Source organism: Streptomyces sp. HNM0645 (assembly GCF_030056615.1).
In the GTDB taxonomy this organism is placed as follows: domain Bacteria; phylum Actinomycetota; class Actinomycetes; order Streptomycetales; family Streptomycetaceae; genus Streptomyces; species Streptomyces marianii.
On record NZ_JASHLT010000054.1, the window covers coordinates 35,794 to 57,742 of the forward strand.

The following is a 21,949-nucleotide window of genomic DNA, read 5'->3' on the forward strand; positions in this document are numbered from 1 at the left end:
GGGTCACCCTCCCCGGGTCACTTCTGGGCCAGCCGCAGCGAGAGCGGGGCGCGGACCACAGGGGAGCGCCCGCGCCGCAGCGGCTCGCCCTCGGCCTGCAGCACCTGCAGCCGCTCGGCCACCGCCCGCAGGACGGCGGTGCACAGCACGCGGACGAGCGGGGCGACCAGCCTCAGGTGGTCCGGGCCCGCCAGGGCCACGTGTGTGAAACCGGGGCTACGGGGGCGGTCAAGGCGGAAGCGGTCCGGGTCCTCGTACAGCTCCGCGTCCCGCTGGGCGGCGTCGACCAGCACCACCACGTGCTGGTCCGCCTCCAGCGTCTCGCCGCCGATCTCGACCTCTCCCTGGGTGATCAGGCTGCGCAGTGTCACGGGCGGGGCCCAGCGGAGGGTCTCCTCGACCGCGTCCGCCGCCCTTTCGGGATCGGCCCGCAGCAGCGACCACTGCTCGCCGTGCTCCAGCAGAGCCATGACGGCGTTCGCCACGGTGGTGATCGCCGTCTCGGCTCCGACCACCGTGCTCAGCACCGCGGCCGTGACGGTGTCCCCGGGATCGCGTCCGCCATCGGGGTCCACGGCCAGCAGGGCGCTCAGCGCGCCGTCTGCCGGTGCGGTGAGGTGGTCGGCCACGGCCGCGGCCATCAGCTCCCGGACGCGGCGCAGCGCCTGCGTCATCGCCCGGGCCACCGGGAGGCGCGGCGGGCAGAGGGCGGAGTCGAGCACCGGACCGCAGGCGGCCAGCAGGTCCGGCAGTACCGCACGTGCAGCGTCCGGGAGGCCCAGGACGGCGGCGAGCGAGCTCGCGACCGCCGGCCGCGCCAGGTCCGACACCAGGTCGAAGTGCGACGGCAGACCGTCCAGCACCCGATGCACCGCACGCTCCGCGTCGATCTGCCACGCCGTGCACGTACCGGGCCCGAGGACCGGACCGAGCAGGGCCGCGAGACGGTCGTGCTCGGCGGCCGGGGGCAGCAGGTCCTCGCCGAGCGGAGTGACGTGACAGGTCCGCCAGGTCTCCCAGACGTTGTCACGCACGTGCTCCTGCGGGCCCTCGGAGGCAGGGTGCCGGGGACCCAGCAGCGGGTCGTCCAGCAGGCGGGCCGCCAGCCCGCCGTCCGCGGTCACCCACGTGCCAAGCGCACTGCGGTGGAGCGGGCCCCGGCCGCGGACCAGCTCACCGAGGGACAGATGATCGGCCTCGCCGCGCAGTCGCCGGGCATAGGGGTCGCCCAGCGCGCCGAAGACGAAGTGGAAGCCGCGCACGGTCAGCAGATGGCGCCCCAGCTCGCTGTCGGTCGGGGCGGCCGGCGGCGCGTACGTGGGTGTGGGCATCGTCGTGCTCCTCACACTGTCGTGGCCCGGGTGTGGGCGCAGATGGCGGCGGCCAGCGGCTCGTGGACCGCGAGGGGCAGGGCGTGCCCCATGTTCTCGATCTCCACCACCCGGGCGCAGGGAATCCGGTCGGCGAGGTGCCGGGCGTGCGGCGGCGGGGCCGCGGGGTCGCACATCGCCTGGACCGCCAGCACCGGTGTGGTGACGCGGGACAACTCCGCCCCCCGCGACACCGGCGGCTGCGGGATCATGTGGTGCACGATCGGCTCGTCGAACGTTCCCGCGTGCCCGGCGGCCAGGAGCTCGCGGCGCCGGAACTCGTCGGCGTCGAAGGGCACTCCCTTCCCGTTGAGCAGGCGCCACTTCTCCACCCGGCGCTCCAGCCGCCCCTCGTCAGTCTCGGCAGGTTGCTGAAGCAGCGTCATCATGTCGAGGAACCGCTGGGTGGGCACGGGCAGTCCGCTGACGGACGGCTCACCCTTGAGGGCCGCCTCCAGGTCGGCGTCGAAGTCGACGTCGAGCGCGCCCCCCAGCATCACGGTGAGGGTGAGGAGCCGCTCCGGAGCGTCCAGGGCGAGCAGCTGGCCGATGGTGTGGCCCAGCGACATGCCCACCACATGGGCGGCGCGGACCTGCCAGCCGTCCAGGACGGCCAGCGCGTCGGCGGCCAGTTCGTCGAAGCCGTAGGGGTGGAGCTCGAAGTCGCACCGGGAGGAGCGCCCGGTGTCCCGGTGGTCATAGCGGATCACGAAGTGCCCGGCCGAGACCAGGCGTTCGACGAACTCGTCCGGCCATGACCTGGCCGAGAGGTTGCCGCCGGCGATCAGGAGCATCGGGGCGTCGGCCGGGTCACCGAGCCCCTCGCTCCACAGGGTCACCTCGTCGTGGGTGATCGTGCGTGTCGGCATCGCTGACCAACCCTTCCCGTTCCTCGTGTGTCAGGCGCCGGTGGACGCGGGGGCAAGGACGAGGAGCGAGAGGTCGTACGGGATGGTCGGCGAGGGCAGTTGCCGCACCTCCTCGACCGCGAGGCCCGCCGACGCGGCCAGCCCGTCCCACTTCTCGCGGGTGCGCAGGGCACCGCCGAGGAAGACCAGCATCCGCAGATCGAGCTCCGTGAACTGTTCGTTGAACGAGTTCTCGTGGAGGTCGTCGCGCTCGTGGATCAGGATGCGTCCGCCGGGCTCCAGGGCCTCGGCGCAGCGGGTGAGGATCCGGACGGCGTCGGGGTCCGGCCAGTTCAGCAGGACGAAGGAGAGGATGATCGCGTCCGCCCTGCGGGGAAGCGGCTGGAAGAAGTCACCCTCGACGACGTCGACGCGCTCGGAGAGACCCTCGTCCTTCAGATAGGCGCGGGCGGTGTCCACGGTGCCCGCCATCTCCAGGACGGTCGCCGAGACGTGCGGGGCCCGGCGCGCGATGGCCGCGGCGAAGCCACCCTTGCCGCCGCCCACGTCGAGCACGTGCCGGACGTTCGTCCAGTCGTACGCGGCGGCCGGCGCGTCGAAGGCGACGTCCTGGTCGCAGGCGAGCAGCGAGTCGAAGGACGCGCGCAGGCCGGGGCGGCCGGCCAGGTCCTCGTAGAACGGCTTGCCGTAGATCGACTCGTACGTGGGACGGCCGGTGCGGATGGCGTCGGGGAGGTGGGTGAAGGAGATGTCGGCCCGCGCCACGGTCTGCGTCAGGTCGTGCCAGGCGCGCTGCGCGGCCGGGTGGTCGTCGGCGAGCAGCTCCCCGACCTCGGTCGGGACGAACTCGCCCGGTGCGTCCTCCTGCAGCAGCCCGATCGCCACCAGGTGGCGGATCAGCCGCAGGAGTGTTTCGGGCCGGGTGTCGGTCCTGGCCGCCAGGGCCTCCACGGTGCGGGACCCGGCCAGGATGTGGTCGACGAGCCGCAGGGTGGCGGCCGTCCGGACGACCATGGGGGTGTGCAGGCTTCCGAGGCGGATCAGGGTCCTGAGGGCGTCGATCTGCTGCGGCCGGGCAGCGACCGTCTGTTCGGCTGTCATGGGTGTGTCCGTGCTCCTGTCGTGGCGTCGGTGGGTGAAGGAGAGCTCAGGGGCGGCAGCCCTCGGGGGTGGGCCAGGGCTCGCCGAGCTGGCGGTAGGTGCCGAGGTAGTCGGGCCAGTCGCGGTGGTCGCGGATCTTGCCGTCGACGATGCGGATGAGGTGGATCTGCTCACCGGAGAACCGGCGCCCGGTCGCCGGCATGCCGACGAGATTGCCGACGTGCCGGCCGTAGAGGGCCAGCTTCGCCCGCACCCACGGGCCGTTCTCCTCGTAACCGATCTCCTCCAGGTGCGCCTCTTCGGAGAAGGCGTACTTGAGCCAGGTGACGGCGGCCGCGAACGCCTCCGGGCCGCGCAGATCCGGATTGTGCTCCAGCGCGCCGGGGTTCAGATACTCGGGGTGAATGAATTCCGCGACATCGTCGGTTTTTCCCGTGTTGTATGCCTCCACCATGCGGCGGGCCAGATCGATCTGCATGCTCATGATTTTCCCTCCCGTACCGGAAACGGCGACACCGGCAGCGGCCGCGTCAACGATTGTTGTTCCGACTGCGGTGGCGTACAAGGGTTTCGGGGGTGCCTCGAACGGCACTCCACCGCCCTTCAAGTGCGGGTCGAAAACTGGGAAGTCGGGAAGAGACGGAATCGCAGAGGCAGGAGCCGAGGATGCAGGATTCGTCCTACAAAGAGCAGGTGGCACACGCCTTCGACCAGTCGTCGTCGACCTATGACCGGCTGGGAGTGCAATTCTTCACGCCCATGGGCAACCGCCTGGTGGAAATGGCGGAGCCGGCCGCCGGTGAACGAGTGATCGACATAGGCTGCGGGCGCGGCGCATGCCTTTTCCCGGCTTTGCGAAAGGTCGGCCCTCAGGGGCACGTCCACGGAATCGACATCGCTCCCGGAATGATCGAGGAAGCTCGCAGGGAAGCCGCCGAACGCGGTCTGCGGAATATCGCCCTCGATGTGATGGACGCGGAGACGCCCGAATTCCCGCCGCGCTCGTTCGACCTGGCCATGGGGAGCTACAGCGTCATCTTCCTGCCGGACGCGGTGGGGGCGCTGGCGCGCTACGCCGGAATCCTGGACCACGGGGGCAGGATCGCGTTCACCAGCCCGGTCTTCCGCGCCGGCACGTTCCCCTTCCTGCCACCGGAGTTCACCCCGCTCATCCCGCAGGCGCTGCTGGAGCACCTGCCCGAGCAGTGGCGGCCCGAGGCGCTGGTTCGGCGGTTCAACAGCTGGCTGGAGCGGGTCGAAGATCTCGTCCGCACCATGGAACGCTGCGGCTACACCTCGGTCACCGTCACCGACGAACCGGTGCGGATGACGGCCCTGTCCAGCGAGGCGTGGGTGGACTGGTCCCACACCCAGGGCATGCGTCTGCTGTGGCAGAACCTCCCGCAGGCCCAGCGAACGGAATTGCGCGCACGGCTCGTCGAGGGACTCGACAAGCTGAGTGACGCCACCGGGGCCCTCGCCATCGACGTGCCGGTCCGCTTCGTCACCGCCCAGGTCGCCCACTGAGCACGGCGCCCTGCTCGCGCACCGCGGCCAGCGCCGCCGCCACGGACGTCCGGTCCGCCTCGGCGGTGCCGGCCCGCGGCGGCAGCAGCGGCACCACCGAGTTCTGCCCGGACCGCACCGTCGGATGGCGGCGGGCGATGGTGCTCAGCCCCTGCCCCGGCCCCGTCTCCACACAGACCACGCCCGTGCGGGAGCCGAGCACCGCGTCCAGCGCCGGCCAGAAACGGACCGTCTCCACGGGATGCCCGGCCCAGTACGACGGGTCGGCGGCCAGTTGCCCGGTCACCGCACCCGGCCGGTACCCGGAGCGGAAGGGGATGGACGGAGCCGCCACGCGCGTGGACGCGAACCGCTCGGCCGCCCCCGCCGCGTACGGGGCCAGCATCGGACTGTGGAAGGCGGTCAGCGACGGCACCTCACGGCATGTCAGCCCTGCCTCCCGCAGCGCCCGGGCGACCCCGGCGAGCGGTGCGACGGGCCCCGCGAGAATGGTCTGGCGGGGCGAGTTGACGGCCGCGACCACCACCTCCCCGTCTCCGAGATACGGACCCAGCACGTCCCCGCCCGCGGCGACCGCCAGCATCCCTCCGGGCGGTGCCTGGGCCAGCCGTCGCACCCGGTCCAGCACGAGGCCCGCCGCGTCGCGCAGCGTGAACACCCCGGCGAGCGCGGCCGCCGCCATCTCCCCGACACTGTGCCCCAGCAGTGCCCACGGCCGGCCGGTCGTGGCCGTCACCATCCGGCCGAGGGCGTAGTCCACCGCGAACAGCAACGGCTGGGAACGGGTGACGTGGTCCAGCGGTATGACGGGGTGATCGCTCAGCCAGTCGGCACGCAGCCGTCCGCCCTCGCCGTAGCCGGCGGCGTCGTACGCATCGAAGACCTCGTCCACGGCGGCCGTGAAGGCCGGTTCGGGTCCGTACAGGCCGGCGGCCATCCGCGCGTGCTGAGACCCCTGTCCGGGGAACATCAGGAGAATCGCGGGGGCATCCATGGCGGGCTCCTCACCGGGCGGCCGGGGCGGCCGCCCACGACGGGCGTTCCAGCAACTCCACGACGGCGCACGACCAGCTGAAGCCGGCGCCGACGCTGACCAGCAGACACAGCTCTCCCGGGGCGAGGCGTCCGGAGCCGACGAGGTGGTCGAGCCCGGCGATGGGGTCACCGCCTCCCAGGTGGCCGGTCCGCCGCCCGAACTCCCAGGTGGTGCGCTCGGGTTCGATGTCCCACTTGTTGAAGTAGGCGGCGCTCAGCCGGCGCCACCCCATGTGCGGCAGCACAACCCTGCTGATGTCGTCGAGATCGACCCCGGCCGCCTCCAGGGCGCCGGTCAGTGCCTCCTCCTGACCCGCCGAGACCCGGGCGACGCTGAACGAGCTTCCCGCCTCGGCCACGTACGCCCGCTTGTGCGCGTCCAGGTCCACAGTCCGCTGTCCCTCCGGGGACGGCGGGCCGAACGGGTGCCCGCCCCGGTGCATGCCCTCCAGCACCGGTTCGGAGACCGTCACCAGGCTGCGCAGTCGGGCGAAGCCGCCCTGCCGGGAGAGCACGAGGGCGGTGCCGCCGTCGGCGTACACCGTGCCGGGGTCGCTTCTCCAGCGGTCGAAGCCCGGCGTATGCATCCGGTCGCCCGTGGTGATCAGCGCGGTCACCCGGTCCGGGGCGGCAATCAGGTACGCGCGGGCCAGTTCCAGGGCGGCCATACCGCCGTTGGACACCTGCCGCACCTCCATGGCGGGACAGCGGTTCCCGACTGCCACCCGCTGGACGTAGGAGGCCGGCGCCCACAGATGGTGCCCCTGGAAGTACAGGCTGGCGTGCAGGACGAGGTCGACGTGGGCCGGTTCGACGCCAGAGCGGTCCAGGGCGGCGCGGGCCGCCAGCGCCGCCATCTCCGCCGGGGTCTCCTTGTCGGCGACCGCCACCGACAGCATCCCCGTCGACGAGGCGAGCCTGCGGTCGCAGTGGCCGGCGGCCAGGGCCTGTTCCATGGTCACCGGCGGGGGCAGCCAGACGCCGCAGCCGGCCACGTGGACGTCCCCGGGCGCCGTGTCCGGCACGCTCACGCCGCCCCCCGGACCACCAGAGCGCTGTTGAACCCTCCGTAACCACGGGCGACGACGAGGGCCGCCCTGCCGCCCGCCAGTGGCCGAGGCTGTCCGGTCACCACGTCGAGCGGCAGGTCCGGGTCGGGTTCGACGTGGGCGGTCGCCGGGACCACCTCGTCCCGCAGCGCCAGCAGCGCGGTCGCCACGTCCAGTGGTCCCGCGCCCGAGTACAGCCGGCCGGTGAGGGTCTTGGGGACCGTCACCGGCACCCGGCGCGGCCCGAAGACCGACGCCAGGGCCTCCGCCTCGGCCGCGTCCATTTCGGGAACGGCCGCGCCGTCGGCGAACACCACTGCCACGTCGGATGCGTCCAGCCCGGCATCGGCCAGTGCCGTTTCGACGGCACGGGCGAACGTGGAGGGGCGGCCGGAGCCGGGCGGAGGATCGAAGCTCGCGCCGTACCCCGCGATCTCCCCATACACCGCCGCGCCCCGCGCGGCGGTCCGCTCCGCGTCCTCGACGGTGAGGATCGCCCCTCCCTCGCCGGGCACATGTCCGGACGCCCGCCGGTCGAACGGCAGATACCCGGCCGCCGGGTCGTCCGAGCCGCTCAGCCGGCCCGACTTCACCTGGGCCGCCATGCCGTACGGGCACAGCGACGAGTCCACAGCGCCCGAGACGATCAGCTCGGCTCCGCCCCGGACCTTGCGGCGAGCGTGCGCGAGGGCGTCGAGGCCGCCCGCCTGCTCGGCCACCACCACGCCGACCGGGCCGCGCAGGTCGTGCCGGATGGCGATCTGCCCGGTGTTGACGGCGTAGAACCAGGCGAACGACATGTACGCGCTGACGTGGGCCGGTCCCTTGCTCCACAGGTTCTGCAACTCCCGCTGGCCGAAGTCGAAGCCGCCGGACGCGCTGCCCGTGATCACACCCGCCTCCAGCGGCGACGACGGGGAGCAGTCGGCCTCCCGCAGGGCCCACTCGGCGGCGGCTAGCGCGTACTGGGTCATCGGATCGGTCTGCGCCAGCAGCCGCTTCGGCAGATGGTCCTCGGGGACGAAGTCGCTCACCTCCCCGGCCAGCCGGCCCAGGCGGCCGTCGCCGGTGAACCGCTGCAGCGGTCCGATGCCGTTGCGGCCGTTCAGGACCGCGTCCCAGTACGCGCTCACCCCGAGCCCGTTGGGAGCGACGATCCCGAGACCCGTCACCACAGTGCGGCGCGTGCCGCCCCGCCGGGCCGCGGCCGACGAGGGGATCTGCGAAGACGCGGTCCGTGTCGTGGTACGTGTCATGGGGGTCACCTCTCGAAACGGCTCAGGAGCATGGCGCTCTGGAAGCCACCGAAGCCGCTGCCCACCGTCAGTGCGTTCCGCACCCGCTGTTCACGCGCCGTCACCGGCACGTAGTCCAGGTCGAGTTCGGGATCGGGGTCGTGCAGATTCGCGGTCGGCGGGATCGCCCCGTACTCCACGGCCAGCGCAGTCGCCGCCACTTCGAGCGAGCCGACCGCGCCCAGGGAGTGACCGATCATCGACTTGATGGAGCTGATGGGCACCCGGTACGCGTGCTCCCCCAGGGAGCGCTTGAACGCGGAGGTCTCGTGCCGGTCGTTCTGCTTCGTCGCCGTGCCGTGGGCGTTGACGTAGTCCACGTCCGAGGGGTCGCGGCGGGCCTCGTCGAGCGCCGCGGTGATCGCCGCCGCCATCTCGGCGCCGTCGGCGCGCAGCCCGGTCATGTGGTATGCGTTGCCGCGCGAGGCGTAGCCGCCGATCTCGGCGTAGATCCGCGCACCTCTGCGCTGGGCCGCCTCCGCCTCCTCCAGGACCACGATCGCACCGCCCTCGCCCAGCACGAAGCCGTTGCGGCTGCGACTGAAGGGACGTGAGGCGGTCCCGGGTGTGTCGTTGTGGTCGGAGGTCGCCCTGATGGCGTCGAAGCAGGCCACCGTGATCGGCGCGATCGGGGAGTCCACGCCGCCCGTGACCATGGCGTCCACCGTCCCCTCGCGGATGAGCTCGCAGGCGTACCCGATGGAGTCGATCCCCGAGGTGCACCCGGCCGAGACTATGTTCACGGGCCCCTCCGCTCCGGCGAGCCAGGCCACTTCGGCGGCCAGGGAGCTGGGCACGAAGTAGTCGTACAGCTGGGGCGAACCCCGGCCGGGATCCACGACCCAGTGTGCTCCGCCCGCACTGAGCGCGACATACTCCGACTCCAGCTTCTGGGTGCAGCCGACGGCGGTGCCCACACACACCCCGACCCGGTGCGCGGAGTCCTCCTCGATCCGCAACCCGCTGTCGGCGAGCGCCTCCTGACCGGCGACCAGCGCGAACTGCCCGGTCCGGTCGAGACGCCGGGCCTGCTCCTCGGAAAGCCCCGCAGCCACCGGATCGAAGTCGCACTCGGCGGCGACACGGGAGCGGAAGGGCGTGGCGTCGAACGTGCTGATGGCGCGGGTGGCGGTCGTTCCGGACAGCAGGAGCTCCCAGAACGGCTTGGTCCCGGTGGCGCCGGGAGCCACCACGCCGATCCCGGTGATGACGACCCGCCGGTTCACCTCGTCCGCCCTCCGGGCCCGCTCGGGGCCGGGACGCCCGGCGCGACCCGGACCTGGCGGTGCCGGTACAGGGCCGGTTCGCTGGTGCTCAGGGCCCGGAGAGCGGCCGCGTGGGCAGGGAACTCCGGGTGCGCCACGGCGGCGCGGAAGGAGGCTTCGTCGTCCCAGACCGCGATGTTCACGTACTGCGGGCGGGCGTCCGCCGGGCCGCGACCGGTGTCCGCCGGCACCAGCAGGGTGTGCCGGCGGAAGCCGGGCCGACGGCACAAGAACTCGGCCGTTTCGGCGAACGCCGCCTCGAAGTCCTCGGCGGATCCGCTCAGGGTGAATCGGTTGACGAACGTCACCGTTCCGGAGTCGGCGTCGTTCGGTTCTGGCAGAGGCATTGCTGCTCCACGGGTCCGTTGGTCCAGGTGTGTGGGAGGGGCGTCGGTGAGACGGTGCGGCCGAGTCCGCATATGTGCGTCACGCCGGACTCCGAGCCTCTGCGGCGCCGCTCGACCCCCTCTGGAAGCCGGGTCGTCAAGCGCGGCTCGAGCGCGAGGTGTGAGGTTGGCCCTCCGTCGAAGGGAGGACCATGTCCGACGCAGCCGACCGGGTCGCACTCGTCACCGGGGGAACCAGCGGCATCGGTCTCGCGGTGGCGCGCAAGCTTGCCCGGGACGGGACCCGGGTGTTCCTGTGCGCTCGCCACGAGAGCGCCGTCACCGGCACCGTGAAGGAACTACAGGCATCGGGACTGGAGGTGGATGGCGCGCCGTGCGATGTGCGGAGCACCGCCGACGTCGACCGGCTGGTCCGCACGGCACGCAACCGCTTCGGGCCGATCGACATCGTCGTCAACAACGCGGGCCGCGGCGGTGGTGGTGTGACCGCCGAGATCCCCGACGACCTCTGGCTGAACGTCGTCGACACCAACCTCAACGGGGCCTTCCGGGTCACCCGCGCCGTCCTGGCCGGCGGCGGCATGCCGGAGCACGGCTGGGGCCGGATCATCAACATCGCCTCCACGGGCGGCAAGCAGGGAGTGGCCCTCGGCGCCCCCTACTCCGCCTCCAAGAGCGGCCTGATCGGCTTCACGAAGGCCGTCGCGCTGGAGCTGGCCAGGACGGGCATAACCGTCAACGCCGTCTGCCCCGGGTACGTCGAGACGCCCATGGCACAGGGCGTCCGGCAGCGCTACGCCGCTTTCTGGGACGTCACCGAGAACGATGTCCTGGAGAAGTTCCGGGCGAAGATCCCCCTCGGACGCTACTCGACACCCGAGGAGGTGGCCGGGATCGTCCACTACCTGGCCTCCGACAGCGCCGACTCGATCACGGCCCAGGCCATCAACGTCTGCGGTGGCCTTGGTGGTTACTGACCATCCGCGACACGATCTCAGGAGGGCAGATGCCCGAGTCACCGCTTCAGCAGACCGAGCATGAGATCCACACCTCCGCCGCTCCGGACGCCGTGTTCGCCGTGCTTGCCGACGCTCGGGCCTGGCCCGTCGTGTTCCCGCCCAGCGTCCACGTCGAACAGATCGAGCGCACCGGCCCCACCGAGCGCATACGCGTCTGGGCCACCGCCAACTGCTCGCTGCGCACCTGGACATCGCGGCGCGAGTTCGACGAGGGGGCGCGGCGCATCCGTTTCCGGCAGGAGGTGTCCGCCCACCCCGTCGCCGCGATGGGGGGCGAATGGATCGTCGAGGAAGCCGGCGACGGCGGCACCCGGGTGCGGCTCACGCACGACTTCCGGACCGTGGACGACGACCCGGAGACGATCGGCTGGATCCACCGGGCTGTGGACAGCAACAGCGAAACGGAACTGGCGTCCCTGCGCGCCGCGCTGGAACGGCCCGACGGCACCGAGCCGACGACCTTCGAGGACACCGTCGTCGTCCGCGGCCGTGCCGAGGACGTCTACGACTTCCTCCGCCGTAGCGACCTCTGGGAAAAGCGGCTCTCCCACGTCGCGCGGATCGCGGTCAAGGAGGAGGAACCGGGTCTCCAGCACATGGAGATGGACACCCTCACCGCGGACGGCTCGGTGCACACCACCGCGTCGGTGCGGGTGTGCTTCCCCGAACGGCGTGTCATCGTCTACAAGCAGCTGCGTACGCCGCCGCTGCTCACGCTCCATCTCGGCCGCTGGTCGGTCCGTCCCGCCGACGACGGGGACGGGATCGCCGTCACCTCGGCCCACACTGTGTCCGTGGCCCGCTCGGCGATCCCCGGCGTCCTCGGAGCGGGGGCGACCGAGACAGACGCCGTGGACTTCGTCCGCGGGGCCCTGGGCCGCAACAGCCTGCTGACCCTGGAAGCGGCCAGACAGTACGCCGAGTCCAGCGCCTGAGACGAGCGTCCCGAGCCCGCACGGGCCCTGCCCCGATTCCCTCGGGGCAGGGCCCGCCGCGTTTCGGGCCGGTGTTCAGGGCGGTTCGCCCTCCGGCNACGGGCCCTGCCCCGATTCCCTCGGGGCAGGGCCCGCCGCGTTTCGGGCCGGTGTTCAGGGCGGTTCGCCCTCCGGCGAGCACGGGCGGGGCGCCCTCCGGTGAGCGGAGGGCGCCCCGCCCGTGCTCCGGGCCGGTGGGCCTCACGTCACCGAGAGGCCCCCGTCCACGGCCAGGACGGCACCGCTGGTGTAGGCGGCTTCGGGATCGGCGAGCCGCACCACCCACCACGCGACGTCCTCGGGTCGGCCCACGCGGCCGAGCGGGACGCGCGGCCCCATGGCCTCCAGGAAGTCGTCGTACGCCTCCTGGGACATCCCGGCCCGGACCCCCGCGCCGGTCTCGACCACCCCCGGGGCGACACCGGCCACGCGGATGCCGCGGGGACCGAGTTCCACGGCCCAGGACCGGGTCAGCAGGTCCAGGCCCGCCTTGGCCGCCCCGTACACCGCGTTCCCCGGCCAGGCCCGCCGGCCGAGCGCGCCCGCCGAACCGATGTTCACCACCAGACCTGAAGCGGCCTCCAGCGGGCTGAGCAGCGCCTGGGTGAGCAGCACGGGGGCCACGAGGTTCGTGGCCACCTGCGCCTCCACCGCGGTCCGGTCCAGCTCGCCCAGGTGTCCGAAGGCGGCCGTGGAGGCATTGTTCACGAGCACGTCGACCACGCCGCCGAGCCGCTCGCGCACCTCCCGGGCGACCGCCTCCGGTGCCCCGGCGTCGGTGATGTCCACGGCCAGCGTGTGCGCGTCCTTGTGCCCGCCCACCGTTTCTGCCAGCGGACCGGGAGTCCTGCCAACGACGAGGACACGTTCGCCCCGGGCAGCGAAGGCGCGCGCGACGGCTCGTCCGATGCCGGAGCCGCCGCCGGTCACGATCACGGATCGCTGTGTGTTCTCCATACGGCGAGGCTAGACACCGCTGGTGGAAGGCGACTTGAGCACTGGGCGCCGCTCCGTCCCGCCGGCCCGGTGCTCGGCGGTCAGCCGCTCCAGCACGGGCACGATGTCGTTCGGGCTCGGCGTCCCGACGATCTCGGCGCGCACCCGGCGCGCCCCGGTGGCGTAGGAAGGATCGTCGAGCAGGGCGAGCACGCGCTCGCGCAGCAGCTCCGGCGAAACGTCCCTGGCGTCCACGTAACCGCCCGCACCGCTGCGGGCCAGGCCGTGCGCCTTCTCCATGGCGTCCCACATCATGTCGGGCACGACCAGTTGCGGTACCGCGTGCACCAGGGCCGTCATGAACGTGCCGGAACCACCGTGATGGATAATGCCCGAGCAGGACGGCAGCAGGGCGTTCAGCGGGACGAAGTCCACGGCCCGCACGTTCGCCGGCAGGGTGCCGAGTTGCTCGCGCAGCTCCCGCGGCAGGGTGGCGACGACCTCCACGTCCAGGCCGTCCACGGCCGCGAGGATGTCGGACGCGGCGACCGTGCCGGCACCCGTCGCCTCGCCGAGCGACACACCGAGCGTCAGGCACAGGCGCCGCGGGTGGCGGGGCGCCTCACGCAGCCAGTCCGGGAGCAGGGAGGGCCCGTTGTACGGCACGTAGCGCACCGGCACCCAGGGCAGGTCCAGGGGGATGCGCATCGACGGCGGTGTGGGGTCGATCGTCCACTGCCCGAGGACCAGTTCCTCGCTCATGTCCCCGGCGCTGCCGCCGCACCGCTCCAGCGTCCAGGTGAGCCACTCGGCCAGCGGGTCGTCGCGCAGCTCGGGCGGCTGCCGGTCCAGCAGGGCACGGAACGCCGTCCTGTTCCGGCCCATCTGGTCCGGGCCGAACAGCAGCCGGGCGTGCGCCGCCCCGCTGAGCCGGGCGGCCACCGGACCGGCCAGGGTCAGCGGATCCCAGACCACGAGGTCCGGCCGCCAGTCACGGGCGAGGCCGACGAGGTCGTCGACCATGGGCTCGGGGCACACGTTCTGGAAGACCATGGCGGTCATCGCGGTGAACATGCCGAGCGCGTGGTCCGACGGAAAGGGGTCGTAGCGGGTGTTGCTCATGGCGAGACCGCCGAGGTTGCGGTCGCCCTCGAAGCCGGCGTTGGCCTCCCGGGTCTCCTCCTCGATGTTGAGGTCCTCGCCGATCCGTACGGCGGTGAGACCGGCCCGGACGATGTCGTCGAGGACGTCGGGCTGGCTGGCCACGAGCACTTCGTGCCCAGCGGTCCTCAGTGCCGACGCCAGGGTGACCTGGGCGTAGACATGGGACCGCGCGGCCATGGTCGCGAACAGGACGCGCACGGGAACTCACCTCCGGGACGGGGCGGACGGCACGGCCGAGCGGTTGACGGGCGAGCCCACGGACAGGCTGTGGAGACAGGCGACCAGGGTGCGGGCCTGGACGTTGACGTAGTGGGAGTGACGCAGCAGCCTGACCAGTTGGTGGAGCGTCAGCCAGCGGTAGTCGCCACCGTCCGGGATGTCATGGTCGGCTTCGACGATCACGTAGGTGTTCACCGCGTGGTAGAAGCGCCCTCCTTCCTCCGCGAGGGCGGTCGCAAAGCGCACGCGCTCGGGCGGGGCCTCCAGCACGGCGTCGAGGTAGCGGGGCCTGGCCTCCGGGGGCAGGGCGTGCAGACTGCCCGGGGTGCACTGCACGGTGGGCGCGATCTCCACGACATCGACATAGCCGGGCTCCACGCGCGCGTGCGCCAGGACGTGCAGGACCCCGTCGATCCGGCGGACCAGGAAGGCCGCGACCCCTTGGTCCTTGGGCTCGATCATCGGCTGGCCCCAGCCGGGCACCTCCCGTGAGGCGGCCGTCACGTCGACGGCCGTCACTTCCAGGAAGCGTCCGCTCTCATGGGCGATCACGCCGTCCCGCTCGTACCACTGTGGCAGCGCGTTCAGCGCGGCCGGGCGGGTGATCACGTCGGTGCGGCTGCGCAGGTCGGCGATCCAGCTGACGATGCCCACGGTGCTGTGCAGGCTGCCCTCGGCTGCCGTGCACGACCGAACGACGGAGCGGTGGAAACCGGCGTCCACCCGGCCCCCGCCGCCGTCGGGACGACCGGGGACCACGGGATGGGCGCCGCCGGGGCCGTCGGCTCCGGCCGGTTCCGCATCGGCCAGCGGGTGCGGCCCCTCGCTCGCGAACGGCAGGCAGGCCAGTACCGTTCTCGCGTCCATGTTCACGAGGTTCTCGACCCCCAGCAACCGGTGCAGCTGACCCAGCGTCAGCCAGTGGAAGTCCTCGTGCGGCGGGACCTCGCCGGACACCCGGACGATCATGTTGCGGTTGCGCTTGCGGTAGAACCAGGAGCCCTGTTCGGACTGGAGCACGTCGGCGACCACCTGCCGTTCGGCGGTGTCGCGGAAGTGTTCCAGATACGGGATGGCCTTTCCGCCGTGCACGCGCGTGTAGTTGCTGCGAGTGGCCTGGACCGTCGGCGAGAGCTGCAGCCCGCCCGGGTTGCCGGGCTCGAACTTGGCCTGGACGAGGCAGTGCAGGACCCCCTGGCACTCCTTCACCAGGAAGCCGAGGATGCCCACCTCGGGCTGGTTCAGGATCGGCTGGGACCAGCGCGGCACGGGAGCGCCCGGGATGTGCACGTCCAGTCCCTCGACGCTGAAGAACCTGCCCGTGTGATGGGAGACGGTCCCGCTGACCGGGTGGCGGCTCCACCCCTTGAGGGCGTCCAGCGGAATCCGCTCGGTGCGGTGCACGACCTGTGCGGAGCGGTCGGCGTACCACGCCCAGAAACGGTCCATGCCGCCGCCGAGGCCGTCCCGGGCGAGGACGGACCGGGCGATCTGGGCGGTCATCGCGGCGCCGCTGTGCCGGCGCACCGAGAGGGCCGGGAGGGCACGCATGGTCAGTCCAGCCCGTCCCGGGTGACGGTGCGGTGTTTGACGCGCCACTCGCCCGCCTCCCGTACCAGGATGTCCGTGCACCCGGTGCTGCGGCGCAGCACCGGGTCGCCGTCGCGCGGCGTCTCCAGCACCACCGCGTAGCTGCGGGCCGTGACCTCGTCGGGCTTTCCGTCGACGGTCAGCATGCCGATCCAGTGTCGGCGGGCGATCCCTTCGGCGGCGAACCGGTCCGTGGTCCGCCGTGCCGCCCGCGCGATGTCCGCGGCCCCGCGGACGGCCTCGCGGCCGACCTCGAAGACGCCGTCGCGCGCGAACGTGCGTGCCCAGTCCTCGGCCCTGCCGTCGTCCAAGAGCTGCATCTGCCGGGCGTAGAACCGCTGTACCTGGAGGTAGATGCCGGGGTCCGCCGAATCCGCCGACTCGGTCGTCGGCACGTCGTCAGCCGGGAGCGCGTCCATGGTTGTCCCTTGGGTCGTGTGATGGCCTCGGGTGGCCCGGTCCCGGCCCGGCCGCGTGCGCCCGCCGGTCGGCGCCGTGCCCAACCTGTTCCGCGCGACTTGAGGCAGGGCGGACAACCGCCGGTCCACCGCCGCTCCAGTACGACTGGACCTGCGGAACCGAGGGTGGTCGCCGCGGTCCCGATCGGGTCGTAAACGTCGTGCAGCAACCGGTACGGAGGAGCAGGGATGGCTGAGCTCAGCCTGGCGGAACTGCGGGAGATCATGCGGCAGAGCATGGGGGAGGACGAGGCCCCCGACCTGGCGGACGCGGACGCCGTGACCTTCGAGGACCTCGGGTACGACTCCCTGGCCGTCCTGGAAACGGTCAACCGCATCGAGCGGACCTACGGGGTGAAACTGCCCGAGGAGGAACTGGCGGAGATCAGGACGCCGCACGGCATGCTGGTCTTCGTCAACGAGAGGCTGCGGGCGGCGGTATGACGCCCTCCGCCCCGCACCACGGGACACCGGACAGCGGCCTGTCGAGCCGGACGGTGCTGGTCACCGGGGCCACGTCCGGCATCGGCCGGGCGGCGGCCCTCGCGGTCGCCCGGCAGGGGGCCCACGTCGTGCTCGTCGGCCGGGATCCCGAGCGACTGAAGACCGTCACGAACGAGGTGGCCCGGACCGCCGGCCCGGCCCCGGACGCCTTCCGCGCGGACTTCACCGAGCTGCGCCAGGTACGCGACCTGGGAGAGCGGCTGCGGGACCGGTACCCGCGCGTCGACGTCATGGCCAGCAACGCCGGCGGCATGTTCTGGTCGCGCACCACGACCCCGGACGGCTTCGAGGCCACAGTCCAGGTCAACCATCTCGCGGGCTTCCTGCTGGCACGGCTGCTGCGGGAGCGGCTCGCGGGCGGGCGGCTGATCCTCACCTCGTCCGACGCGTACACCCAGGGCCGGATCGACCCGGACGACCTCAACGGCGACCGTCACCGCTACAGCGCGGGCCAGGCGTACGGCACGTCCAAGCAGGCCAACATCATGACCGCGGCGGAGGCCGCCAGGCGCTGGCCGGACGTGCTGGCGGTCAGCTATCACCCCGGCCAGGTCCGCACCCGCATCGGACGGGGCACGGTCGCCTCGTCCTACTTCCGGTTCAACCCCTTCCTGCGCTCCTCGGCGAAGGGCGCCGACACCCTCGTGTGGCTGGCGGGCGCGCCGGCAGGGGAGTTGACCCCGGGCGGCTACTACGCCGACCGGCGGCTGTCCCCGGTGAGCGGCCCGACCGCCGACGCCGGCCTCGCAGCGAAGCTCTGGGAGGCCGGCGCGGCCGCCGTCGGTGACACCGCGCGGTGACGGCGGCCGCCCGCCGCGCCGCGCCGCGCCCGCATGTCCGTCTCATCCGCGAGCGCAGACGCTCGTGTGCCGATCCATCGAAAGGAACGATCCGTGACCAGGTTCGCGCCCGGCGCTCCCGCATGGTTCGACCTCGGGTCGCCCGATGTCGCCGCCTCGGCCGACTTCTACACCGGCCTGCTCGGCTGGACCGCCACCGTGGTCAGCGACCCGGGCGCCGGGGGATACACGACGTTCAGCTCTGACGGGAAGCTGGTCGCCGCGGTCGCCCGCCACCAGATCGACACCCCGTACCACCGGCCGTACGGGCCCGGGAACGACCAGCACGGCATGCCGGCGATCTGGACCGTGTACTTCGCCACCGACGACGCCGACGCACTGACCAAGCGGGTCGAGACGGCGGGCGGCGAGGTCATCATGACCCCGATGGACGTCCTGGGCCTCGGCCGGATGGCGGTCTTCGCCGACCCCGCCGGTGCCGCGTTCGCGGTCTGGCGCAAGGGGGTCATGGAGGGCGCGGAGGTGACCGGCGTGCCCGGCTCGGTCGGCTGGGTCGAGCTGGTGACCGACGGCATCGGCACCGCCCGGGACTTCTACCCGGCGACCCTCGGACTGGCTCCGGCCGAAACCGGCCTGGAGGGCGTGACCGACCCGGTCTGGCACATCGGTGAGACACCGGTCGCCGGCACCCAGGAGCTGGGCGTCACCGGCGCGGTACGGCCGCACTGGGCCGTGCTGTTCGCCGTGCGCGACTGTGACGCGACGGCCCGGCGCGCTGTGGAACTCGGCGGCTCCGTCGAGAACGAGCCCGCCGACACGCCCAGGGGACGGCGTGCGGACCTGCTCGACCCGCACGGGGCCGGTTTCTCGGTGGTCGAACTGCGGGAGGCGTACCCCGCAGCGGCGGGCGGTGCGTCGTGAGCGGCGAGGCGCCCCGGGTGGCCGCCGACCCGTTCGCGTGTCCCATGATGACCATGCAGCGCAAGCCCGAGGTGCACGACGCCTTCCGGGAGGCGGGCCCGGTCGTCGAGGTGAACGCCCCCGCGGGCGGACCCGCCTGGGTCGTCACCGATGACGCCCTCGCCCGAGAGGTGCTGGCCGATCCCCGGTTCGTGAAGGATCCCGACCTCGCCCCCGCCGCCTGGCGGGGGGTGGACGACGGTCTCGACAGCCCCGTCCCGGAGCTGCGTCCGCTCACGCTCATCGCGGTGGACGGCGAGGCCCACCGGCGCCTGCGCCGCATCCACGCACCCGCGTTCAACCCGCGCCGGCTGGCCGAGTGGACGGACCGCATCGCCGCGATCGCCGACCGGCTGCTCACCGAACTCGCCGACGACTCCGCCAGGTCGGGCAAACCCGCCGAGTTGATCGGCGGCTTCGCTTACCACTTCCCGCTGTTGGTCATCTGCGAGCTGCTCGGCGTACCGGTCACCGACCCGGCGATGGCGCGCGAGGCCGTCAGCGTCCTCAAGGTACTCGGCCTCGGCGGCGCGCAGAGCGGCGGGGGCGACGGCGATGACCCGGCCGGGGGCGTGCCGGACACCTCGGCCCTGGAGAGCCTGCTCCTCGAAGCCGTGCACTCAGCTCGGCGGAACGACACCCGGACCATGACCCGCGTGCTGTACGAACGCGCGCAGGCCGAGTTCGACTCGGTCTCCGACGACCAGCTCGTCTACATGATCACCGGGCTCGTCTTCGCGGGCCACGACACCACCGGCTCCTTCCTGGGCTTCCTGCTCGCGGAGGTCCTGACGGGCCGCCTCGCGGCGGACGCCGACGACGACGCCGTCTCCCGGTTCGTGGAGGAGGCGTTGCGCTACCACCCGCCGGTGCCCTACACGTTGTGGCGGTTCGCCGCCACGGAGGTGACCATCAGCGGCGTCCGGCTGCCCCGCGGAGCGCCGGTGCTCGTGGACATCGAGGGCACCAACACCGACGGCCGCCATCACGACGACCCGCACACCTTCCACCCGGACCGTCCCTCGCGGCGGCGGCTCACCTTCGGCGACGGCCCGCACTACTGCATCGGGGAGCAGTTGGCCCAGCTGGAGTCGCGCACGATGATCGGCGTGCTGCGCAGCAGGTTTCCCGCGGCCCGACTGGCCGTGCCCTACGACGAGTTGCGGTGGAGCCGGAAGGGGGCCCAGACGGCCCGGCTCACCGAACTGCCTGCCTGGCTGCGCTGATCCGCCGGCCACCACGGCACCGCCCACCGCCCACCGCCCACCGCGCACGGCGCGGTGGGCGGTGCCGTGCCGTGTACCGGTGCGGACAGCATCCCCGGCGCACCACTGTGACTTTCTCACATCAAGATGTGACGAATTAATTCCAGCAAGTGCCGCACACACTTTCATGACGGGCATTCACTTGCGAGGATGGAGCGAACAAACGGGGCCGCCGAGAACATCCTTCGGCCGCCGGAAATATGCCACCTGCTGACGCGATCGGAACGCCACAGAGGGAGCACCGGCAATGCAGATCAATATGTTGGGCCCGCTTGTCGCACACCACAATGGCACGTCGGTGACCCCGATAGCCCGAAAACCGCGACAAGTACTCTCACTGCTCGCACTCCAGGCGGGAACCGTGGTGCCTGTGCCCGCGCTGATGGAGGAGCTCTGGGGGACCCAGCCCCCGGCGAGCGCGCTGACCACCCTTCAGACCTACATCCTCCAGGTGCGCAGGGGCATCACCGTGGCCCTCGGCGCGAGCCACAACGGACCCGCCAAGGACGTGCTGCGCACCTGCTACGGCGGCTACCTGCTCGACGTGGACCCCACCCACACCGACGTGCACGCCTTCGAGCGTCTCGCCGAGGAGGGCAAGCGAGCGTGCGAGCGCGGGGAGCTCGATCTGGCATCCGCACGCCTTCGCCAGGCCCTCGGCCTGTGGCGCGGTGACGCGCTCGTCGACGTGCACACCGGCATGAGGATCGGTATGGAGGTGGCGCGCCTGGAGGAGAGCCGGCTCGGCGCCCTGGAGGCCCGCGTGGAGACCGACCTCAGGCTGGGTCGGCACGCGAGCCTGCTGCCCGAGCTGTCGGCGCTCACCGCGCGCCATCCCATGCACGAGAACCTGTGGGCCCAGTTCATGATCGCCCTGCACCGCTCGGGCCGCACGAGCCAGGCCCTCGAATCCTTCATCAAACTCCGCAAGACACTGGTGAATGAGCTGGGGGTGGAACCGTCCGCCCGTCTCCAGCACCTCCAGCACGCGATTCTGCGGGCCGATCCCGGCATCGATCGGATCGGTCCGGAAGTCCCGGCAGCCGCGTCCGTCGCGCTTGCCTGACCGCGCCCCGACAAGGAGTCACGTGTCCACCCACGTCTGGCAATACCTCGATGAATACCGGAAAGAACGCGCCGACATTCTCGACGCGGTGGAAACGGTATTCGAGTCCGGGCAACTCATTCTCGGGAGAAGCGTCCGCTCTTTCGAGGAGGAGTTCGCCGCCTATCACGGACTGCCGCACTGCACCGGCGTCGACAACGGCACCAACGCGCTGGTACTCGCCCTGCGGGCGCTCGGTATCGGCCCGGGGGACGAGGTCGTGACGGTCTCCAACACCGCGGCCCCCACCGTGGTCGCCATCGACGCCGTGGGCGCCACGCCCGTCTTCGTCGACGTGCACGAGGACAACCACCTCATGGACACCGGCCGGCTCCGGTCGGTGATCGGCCCGCGCACCCGGTGCCTGTTGCCCGTCCACCTCTACGGACAGAGCGTGGACATGACTCCCGTGCTCGAGCTCGCCGCCGAGCACGACCTGAAGGTGCTGGAGGACTGCGCCCAGGCTCATGGCGCCCGCCGCCACGGACGGCTGGTCGGCACTCTCGGCCACGCGGCGGCCTTCTCCTTCTACCCCACCAAGGTCCTCGGTGCCTACGGCGACGGCGGCGCCGTCGTCACGCCCGACGCGGAAGTCGACCGGCGCCTGCGGCGGTTGCGCTACTACGGCATGGATGAGCGCTACTACGTCGTGCGCACCCCCGGGCACAACAGCAGGCTCGACGAGGTACAGGCCGAGATTCTTCGCCGGAAACTGCGCCGCCTCGACGACTACGTCAAGGGCCGCCGGGCCGTCGCCTGCCGCTACGAGGAGGGACTCGGCGACCTCGACGGCCTGGTGCTGCCCAGAACCGCAGAGGGCAACGACCACGTCCACTACGTGTACGTGGTGCGCCACCCCGAACGGGACCGCATCATGGAGGCGCTCACCGCCTACGACATCCATCTGAACATCAGCTACCCGTGGCCGGTCCACACGATGAGCGGATTCGCCCACCTCGGCTACGGCCCCGGCGATCTGCCGGTGACCGAGCGGCTGGCCGACCAGATCTTCTCCCTGCCGATGTATCCCTCGCTGCGCGCCGACGAGCAGGAGAAGGTGATCGACGCGGTCCGGGAGGTCGTCGGAAGCCTGTGAG

At 72.0% G+C, this 21,949-nt stretch carries 22 protein-coding genes; 9 read left to right on the plus strand and 13 right to left on the minus strand.

Annotated elements, in window-relative coordinates:
* Nucleotides 1-17: 17 nt before the first annotated feature.
* Genes QMZ92_RS29945 through QMZ92_RS29960 form a run of 4 tightly spaced genes read right to left on the minus strand, consistent with a single transcriptional unit; the run spans nt 18 to nt 3,824 of the window.
* Nucleotides 18-1,331 (minus strand): cytochrome P450 family protein, encoded by a 1,314-nt coding sequence (locus QMZ92_RS29945; RefSeq protein ID WP_283300703.1) that lies wholly within the window; start codon nt 1,329-1,331, stop codon nt 18-20.
* Between the two features lie 11 nt (nt 1,332-1,342).
* Nucleotides 1,343-2,239 carry an alpha/beta fold hydrolase gene (locus QMZ92_RS29950; RefSeq protein ID WP_283300704.1) on the minus strand — a complete coding sequence of 299 codons (897 nt, stop codon included), beginning with the start codon at nt 2,237-2,239 and terminating at the stop codon, nt 1,343-1,345.
* A 30-nt stretch (nt 2,240-2,269) separates the two neighbouring features.
* Nucleotides 2,270-3,340, minus strand: a complete 1,071-nt coding sequence (locus QMZ92_RS29955) for a methyltransferase (RefSeq protein WP_283300705.1) — start codon at nt 3,338-3,340, stop codon at nt 2,270-2,272.
* A gap of 46 nt (nt 3,341-3,386) precedes the next feature.
* Entirely contained in the window at nt 3,387-3,824 is a 438-nt protein-coding gene (locus tag QMZ92_RS29960; protein ID WP_283300706.1) for an ester cyclase, read from the minus strand.
* A gap of 182 nt (nt 3,825-4,006) precedes the next feature.
* Between QMZ92_RS29960 and QMZ92_RS29965 the strand changes: the two genes are divergently transcribed.
* Nucleotides 4,007-4,867, plus strand: a complete 861-nt coding sequence (locus QMZ92_RS29965; protein WP_283300707.1) for a class I SAM-dependent methyltransferase — start codon at nt 4,007-4,009, stop codon at nt 4,865-4,867.
* Here QMZ92_RS29965 and QMZ92_RS29970 read toward each other — a convergent pair.
* From QMZ92_RS29970 to QMZ92_RS29990, 5 genes are all read right to left on the minus strand, one after another.
* On the minus strand, nt 4,845-5,861 hold the full coding sequence (locus QMZ92_RS29970) for an acyltransferase domain-containing protein (RefSeq protein ID WP_283300708.1): 1,017 nt from the start codon (nt 5,859-5,861) through the stop codon (nt 4,845-4,847). The two genes, QMZ92_RS29965 and QMZ92_RS29970, sit on opposite strands and share 23 nt — an antisense overlap.
* A gap of 10 nt (nt 5,862-5,871) precedes the next feature.
* Nucleotides 5,872-6,858: a ketoacyl-ACP synthase III family protein gene (locus tag QMZ92_RS29975; protein ID WP_283300736.1), complete on the minus strand. Its 987-nt coding sequence runs from the start codon at nt 6,856-6,858 to the stop codon at nt 5,872-5,874.
* 71 nt (nt 6,859-6,929) lie between these two features.
* Nucleotides 6,930-8,207 carry a ketosynthase chain-length factor gene (locus QMZ92_RS29980; protein ID WP_283300709.1) on the minus strand — a complete coding sequence of 426 codons (1,278 nt, stop codon included), beginning with the start codon at nt 8,205-8,207 and terminating at the stop codon, nt 6,930-6,932.
* A gap of 5 nt (nt 8,208-8,212) precedes the next feature.
* Nucleotides 8,213-9,472 (minus strand): beta-ketoacyl-[acyl-carrier-protein] synthase family protein, encoded by a 1,260-nt coding sequence (locus QMZ92_RS29985; RefSeq protein WP_283300710.1) that lies wholly within the window; start codon nt 9,470-9,472, stop codon nt 8,213-8,215.
* Nucleotides 9,469-9,858, minus strand: coding sequence for an antibiotic biosynthesis monooxygenase family protein (locus QMZ92_RS29990; protein ID WP_283300711.1), 390 nt, complete (start codon nt 9,856-9,858; stop codon nt 9,469-9,471). Before QMZ92_RS29990 ends, QMZ92_RS29985 begins: the two co-directional genes overlap by 4 nt.
* A 191-nt stretch (nt 9,859-10,049) precedes the next feature.
* Between QMZ92_RS29990 and fabG the strand changes: the two genes are divergently transcribed.
* Entirely contained in the window at nt 10,050-10,835 is a 786-nt protein-coding gene (gene fabG, locus QMZ92_RS29995) for a 3-oxoacyl-ACP reductase FabG (RefSeq protein WP_283300712.1), read from the plus strand.
* Nucleotides 10,836-10,864: 29 nt separating this feature from the next.
* On the plus strand, nt 10,865-11,812 hold the full coding sequence (locus QMZ92_RS30000) for an aromatase/cyclase (protein WP_283300713.1): 948 nt from the start codon (nt 10,865-10,867) through the stop codon (nt 11,810-11,812).
* Nucleotides 11,813-12,052: 240 nt separating this feature from the next.
* On the opposite strand, the gene QMZ92_RS30005 is transcribed toward QMZ92_RS30000, so the two are convergent.
* The 4 genes from QMZ92_RS30005 to QMZ92_RS30020 are packed head-to-tail and all read right to left on the minus strand — an operon-like array spanning nt 12,053 to nt 16,179.
* Nucleotides 12,053-12,808, minus strand: coding sequence for an SDR family NAD(P)-dependent oxidoreductase (locus QMZ92_RS30005; protein WP_283300714.1), 756 nt, complete (start codon nt 12,806-12,808; stop codon nt 12,053-12,055).
* Nucleotides 12,809-12,817: 9 nt separating this feature from the next.
* Nucleotides 12,818-14,149, minus strand: coding sequence for an activator-dependent family glycosyltransferase (locus tag QMZ92_RS30010; protein WP_283300715.1), 1,332 nt, complete (start codon nt 14,147-14,149; stop codon nt 12,818-12,820).
* 6 nt (nt 14,150-14,155) lie between these two features.
* Nucleotides 14,156-15,721 (minus strand): NDP-hexose 2,3-dehydratase family protein, encoded by a 1,566-nt coding sequence (locus tag QMZ92_RS30015; protein ID WP_283300716.1) that lies wholly within the window; start codon nt 15,719-15,721, stop codon nt 14,156-14,158.
* Between the two features lie 2 nt (nt 15,722-15,723).
* Nucleotides 15,724-16,179 carry a nuclear transport factor 2 family protein gene (locus QMZ92_RS30020; protein ID WP_283300717.1) on the minus strand — a complete coding sequence of 152 codons (456 nt, stop codon included), beginning with the start codon at nt 16,177-16,179 and terminating at the stop codon, nt 15,724-15,726.
* A gap of 228 nt (nt 16,180-16,407) precedes the next feature.
* On the opposite strand from QMZ92_RS30020, the gene QMZ92_RS30025 reads away from it, so the two are divergent.
* The 6 genes from QMZ92_RS30025 (at nt 16,408) to QMZ92_RS30050 (ending at nt 21,948) form a co-directional block, all read left to right on the plus strand.
* The gene (locus tag QMZ92_RS30025; RefSeq protein ID WP_138053162.1) at nt 16,408-16,662 is read left to right on the plus strand and encodes an acyl carrier protein; all 255 of its coding nucleotides are present in this window, start codon (nt 16,408-16,410) and stop codon (nt 16,660-16,662) included.
* Nucleotides 16,659-17,522, plus strand: a complete 864-nt coding sequence (locus QMZ92_RS30030) for an SDR family NAD(P)-dependent oxidoreductase (RefSeq protein WP_283300718.1) — start codon at nt 16,659-16,661, stop codon at nt 17,520-17,522. Before QMZ92_RS30025 ends, QMZ92_RS30030 begins: the two co-directional genes overlap by 4 nt.
* A gap of 93 nt (nt 17,523-17,615) precedes the next feature.
* Nucleotides 17,616-18,443, plus strand: coding sequence for a VOC family protein (locus tag QMZ92_RS30035; protein WP_283300719.1), 828 nt, complete (start codon nt 17,616-17,618; stop codon nt 18,441-18,443).
* Nucleotides 18,444-18,496: 53 nt separating this feature from the next.
* A complete protein-coding gene (locus QMZ92_RS30040; protein WP_283300720.1) occupies nt 18,497-19,708 on the plus strand; it encodes a cytochrome P450 in 1,212 nt (403 codons plus the stop codon).
* A 286-nt stretch (nt 19,709-19,994) separates the two neighbouring features.
* The gene (locus QMZ92_RS30045) at nt 19,995-20,813 is read left to right on the plus strand and encodes an AfsR/SARP family transcriptional regulator (RefSeq protein ID WP_283300721.1); all 819 of its coding nucleotides are present in this window, start codon (nt 19,995-19,997) and stop codon (nt 20,811-20,813) included.
* 22 nt (nt 20,814-20,835) lie between these two features.
* The gene (locus QMZ92_RS30050; protein WP_283300722.1) at nt 20,836-21,948 is read left to right on the plus strand and encodes a DegT/DnrJ/EryC1/StrS family aminotransferase; all 1,113 of its coding nucleotides are present in this window, start codon (nt 20,836-20,838) and stop codon (nt 21,946-21,948) included.
* Nucleotide 21,949: the final 1 nt, after the last annotated feature.

Bases quoted from the DNA above. Each gene is read 5' to 3' on its own strand.
- QMZ92_RS29990 (WP_283300711.1), bottom strand. From the start codon at position 9,858: ATGCCTCTGCCAGAACCGAACGACGCCGACTCCGGAACGGTGACGTTC.
- QMZ92_RS29945 (WP_283300703.1), bottom strand. From the start codon at position 1,331: ATGCCCACACCCACGTACGCGCCGCCGGCCGCCCCGACCGACAGCGAG.
- QMZ92_RS29950 (WP_283300704.1), bottom strand. From the start codon at position 2,239: ATGCCGACACGCACGATCACCCACGACGAGGTGACCCTGTGGAGCGAG.
- QMZ92_RS30040 (WP_283300720.1), top strand. From the start codon at position 18,497: ATGCAGCGCAAGCCCGAGGTGCACGACGCCTTCCGGGAGGCGGGCCCG.
- QMZ92_RS29965 (WP_283300707.1), top strand. From the start codon at position 4,007: ATGCAGGATTCGTCCTACAAAGAGCAGGTGGCACACGCCTTCGACCAG.
- QMZ92_RS30045 (WP_283300721.1), top strand. From the start codon at position 19,995: ATGCAGATCAATATGTTGGGCCCGCTTGTCGCACACCACAATGGCACG.
- QMZ92_RS30025 (WP_138053162.1), top strand. From the start codon at position 16,408: ATGGCTGAGCTCAGCCTGGCGGAACTGCGGGAGATCATGCGGCAGAGC.
- QMZ92_RS30015 (WP_283300716.1), bottom strand. From the start codon at position 15,721: ATGCGTGCCCTCCCGGCCCTCTCGGTGCGCCGGCACAGCGGCGCCGCG.
- QMZ92_RS29970 (WP_283300708.1), bottom strand. From the start codon at position 5,861: ATGGATGCCCCCGCGATTCTCCTGATGTTCCCCGGACAGGGGTCTCAG.
- QMZ92_RS29975 (WP_283300736.1), bottom strand. From the start codon at position 6,858: ATGGAACAGGCCCTGGCCGCCGGCCACTGCGACCGCAGGCTCGCCTCG.
- QMZ92_RS29980 (WP_283300709.1), bottom strand. From the start codon at position 8,207: ATGACACGTACCACGACACGGACCGCGTCTTCGCAGATCCCCTCGTCG.
- fabG (WP_283300712.1), top strand. From the start codon at position 10,050: ATGTCCGACGCAGCCGACCGGGTCGCACTCGTCACCGGGGGAACCAGC.
- QMZ92_RS29960 (WP_283300706.1), bottom strand. From the start codon at position 3,824: ATGAGCATGCAGATCGATCTGGCCCGCCGCATGGTGGAGGCATACAAC.
- QMZ92_RS30020 (WP_283300717.1), bottom strand. From the start codon at position 16,179: ATGGACGCGCTCCCGGCTGACGACGTGCCGACGACCGAGTCGGCGGAT.
- QMZ92_RS30030 (WP_283300718.1), top strand. From the start codon at position 16,659: ATGACGCCCTCCGCCCCGCACCACGGGACACCGGACAGCGGCCTGTCG.
- QMZ92_RS29955 (WP_283300705.1), bottom strand. From the start codon at position 3,340: ATGACAGCCGAACAGACGGTCGCTGCCCGGCCGCAGCAGATCGACGCC.
- QMZ92_RS30005 (WP_283300714.1), bottom strand. From the start codon at position 12,808: ATGGAGAACACACAGCGATCCGTGATCGTGACCGGCGGCGGCTCCGGC.
- QMZ92_RS30000 (WP_283300713.1), top strand. From the start codon at position 10,865: ATGCCCGAGTCACCGCTTCAGCAGACCGAGCATGAGATCCACACCTCC.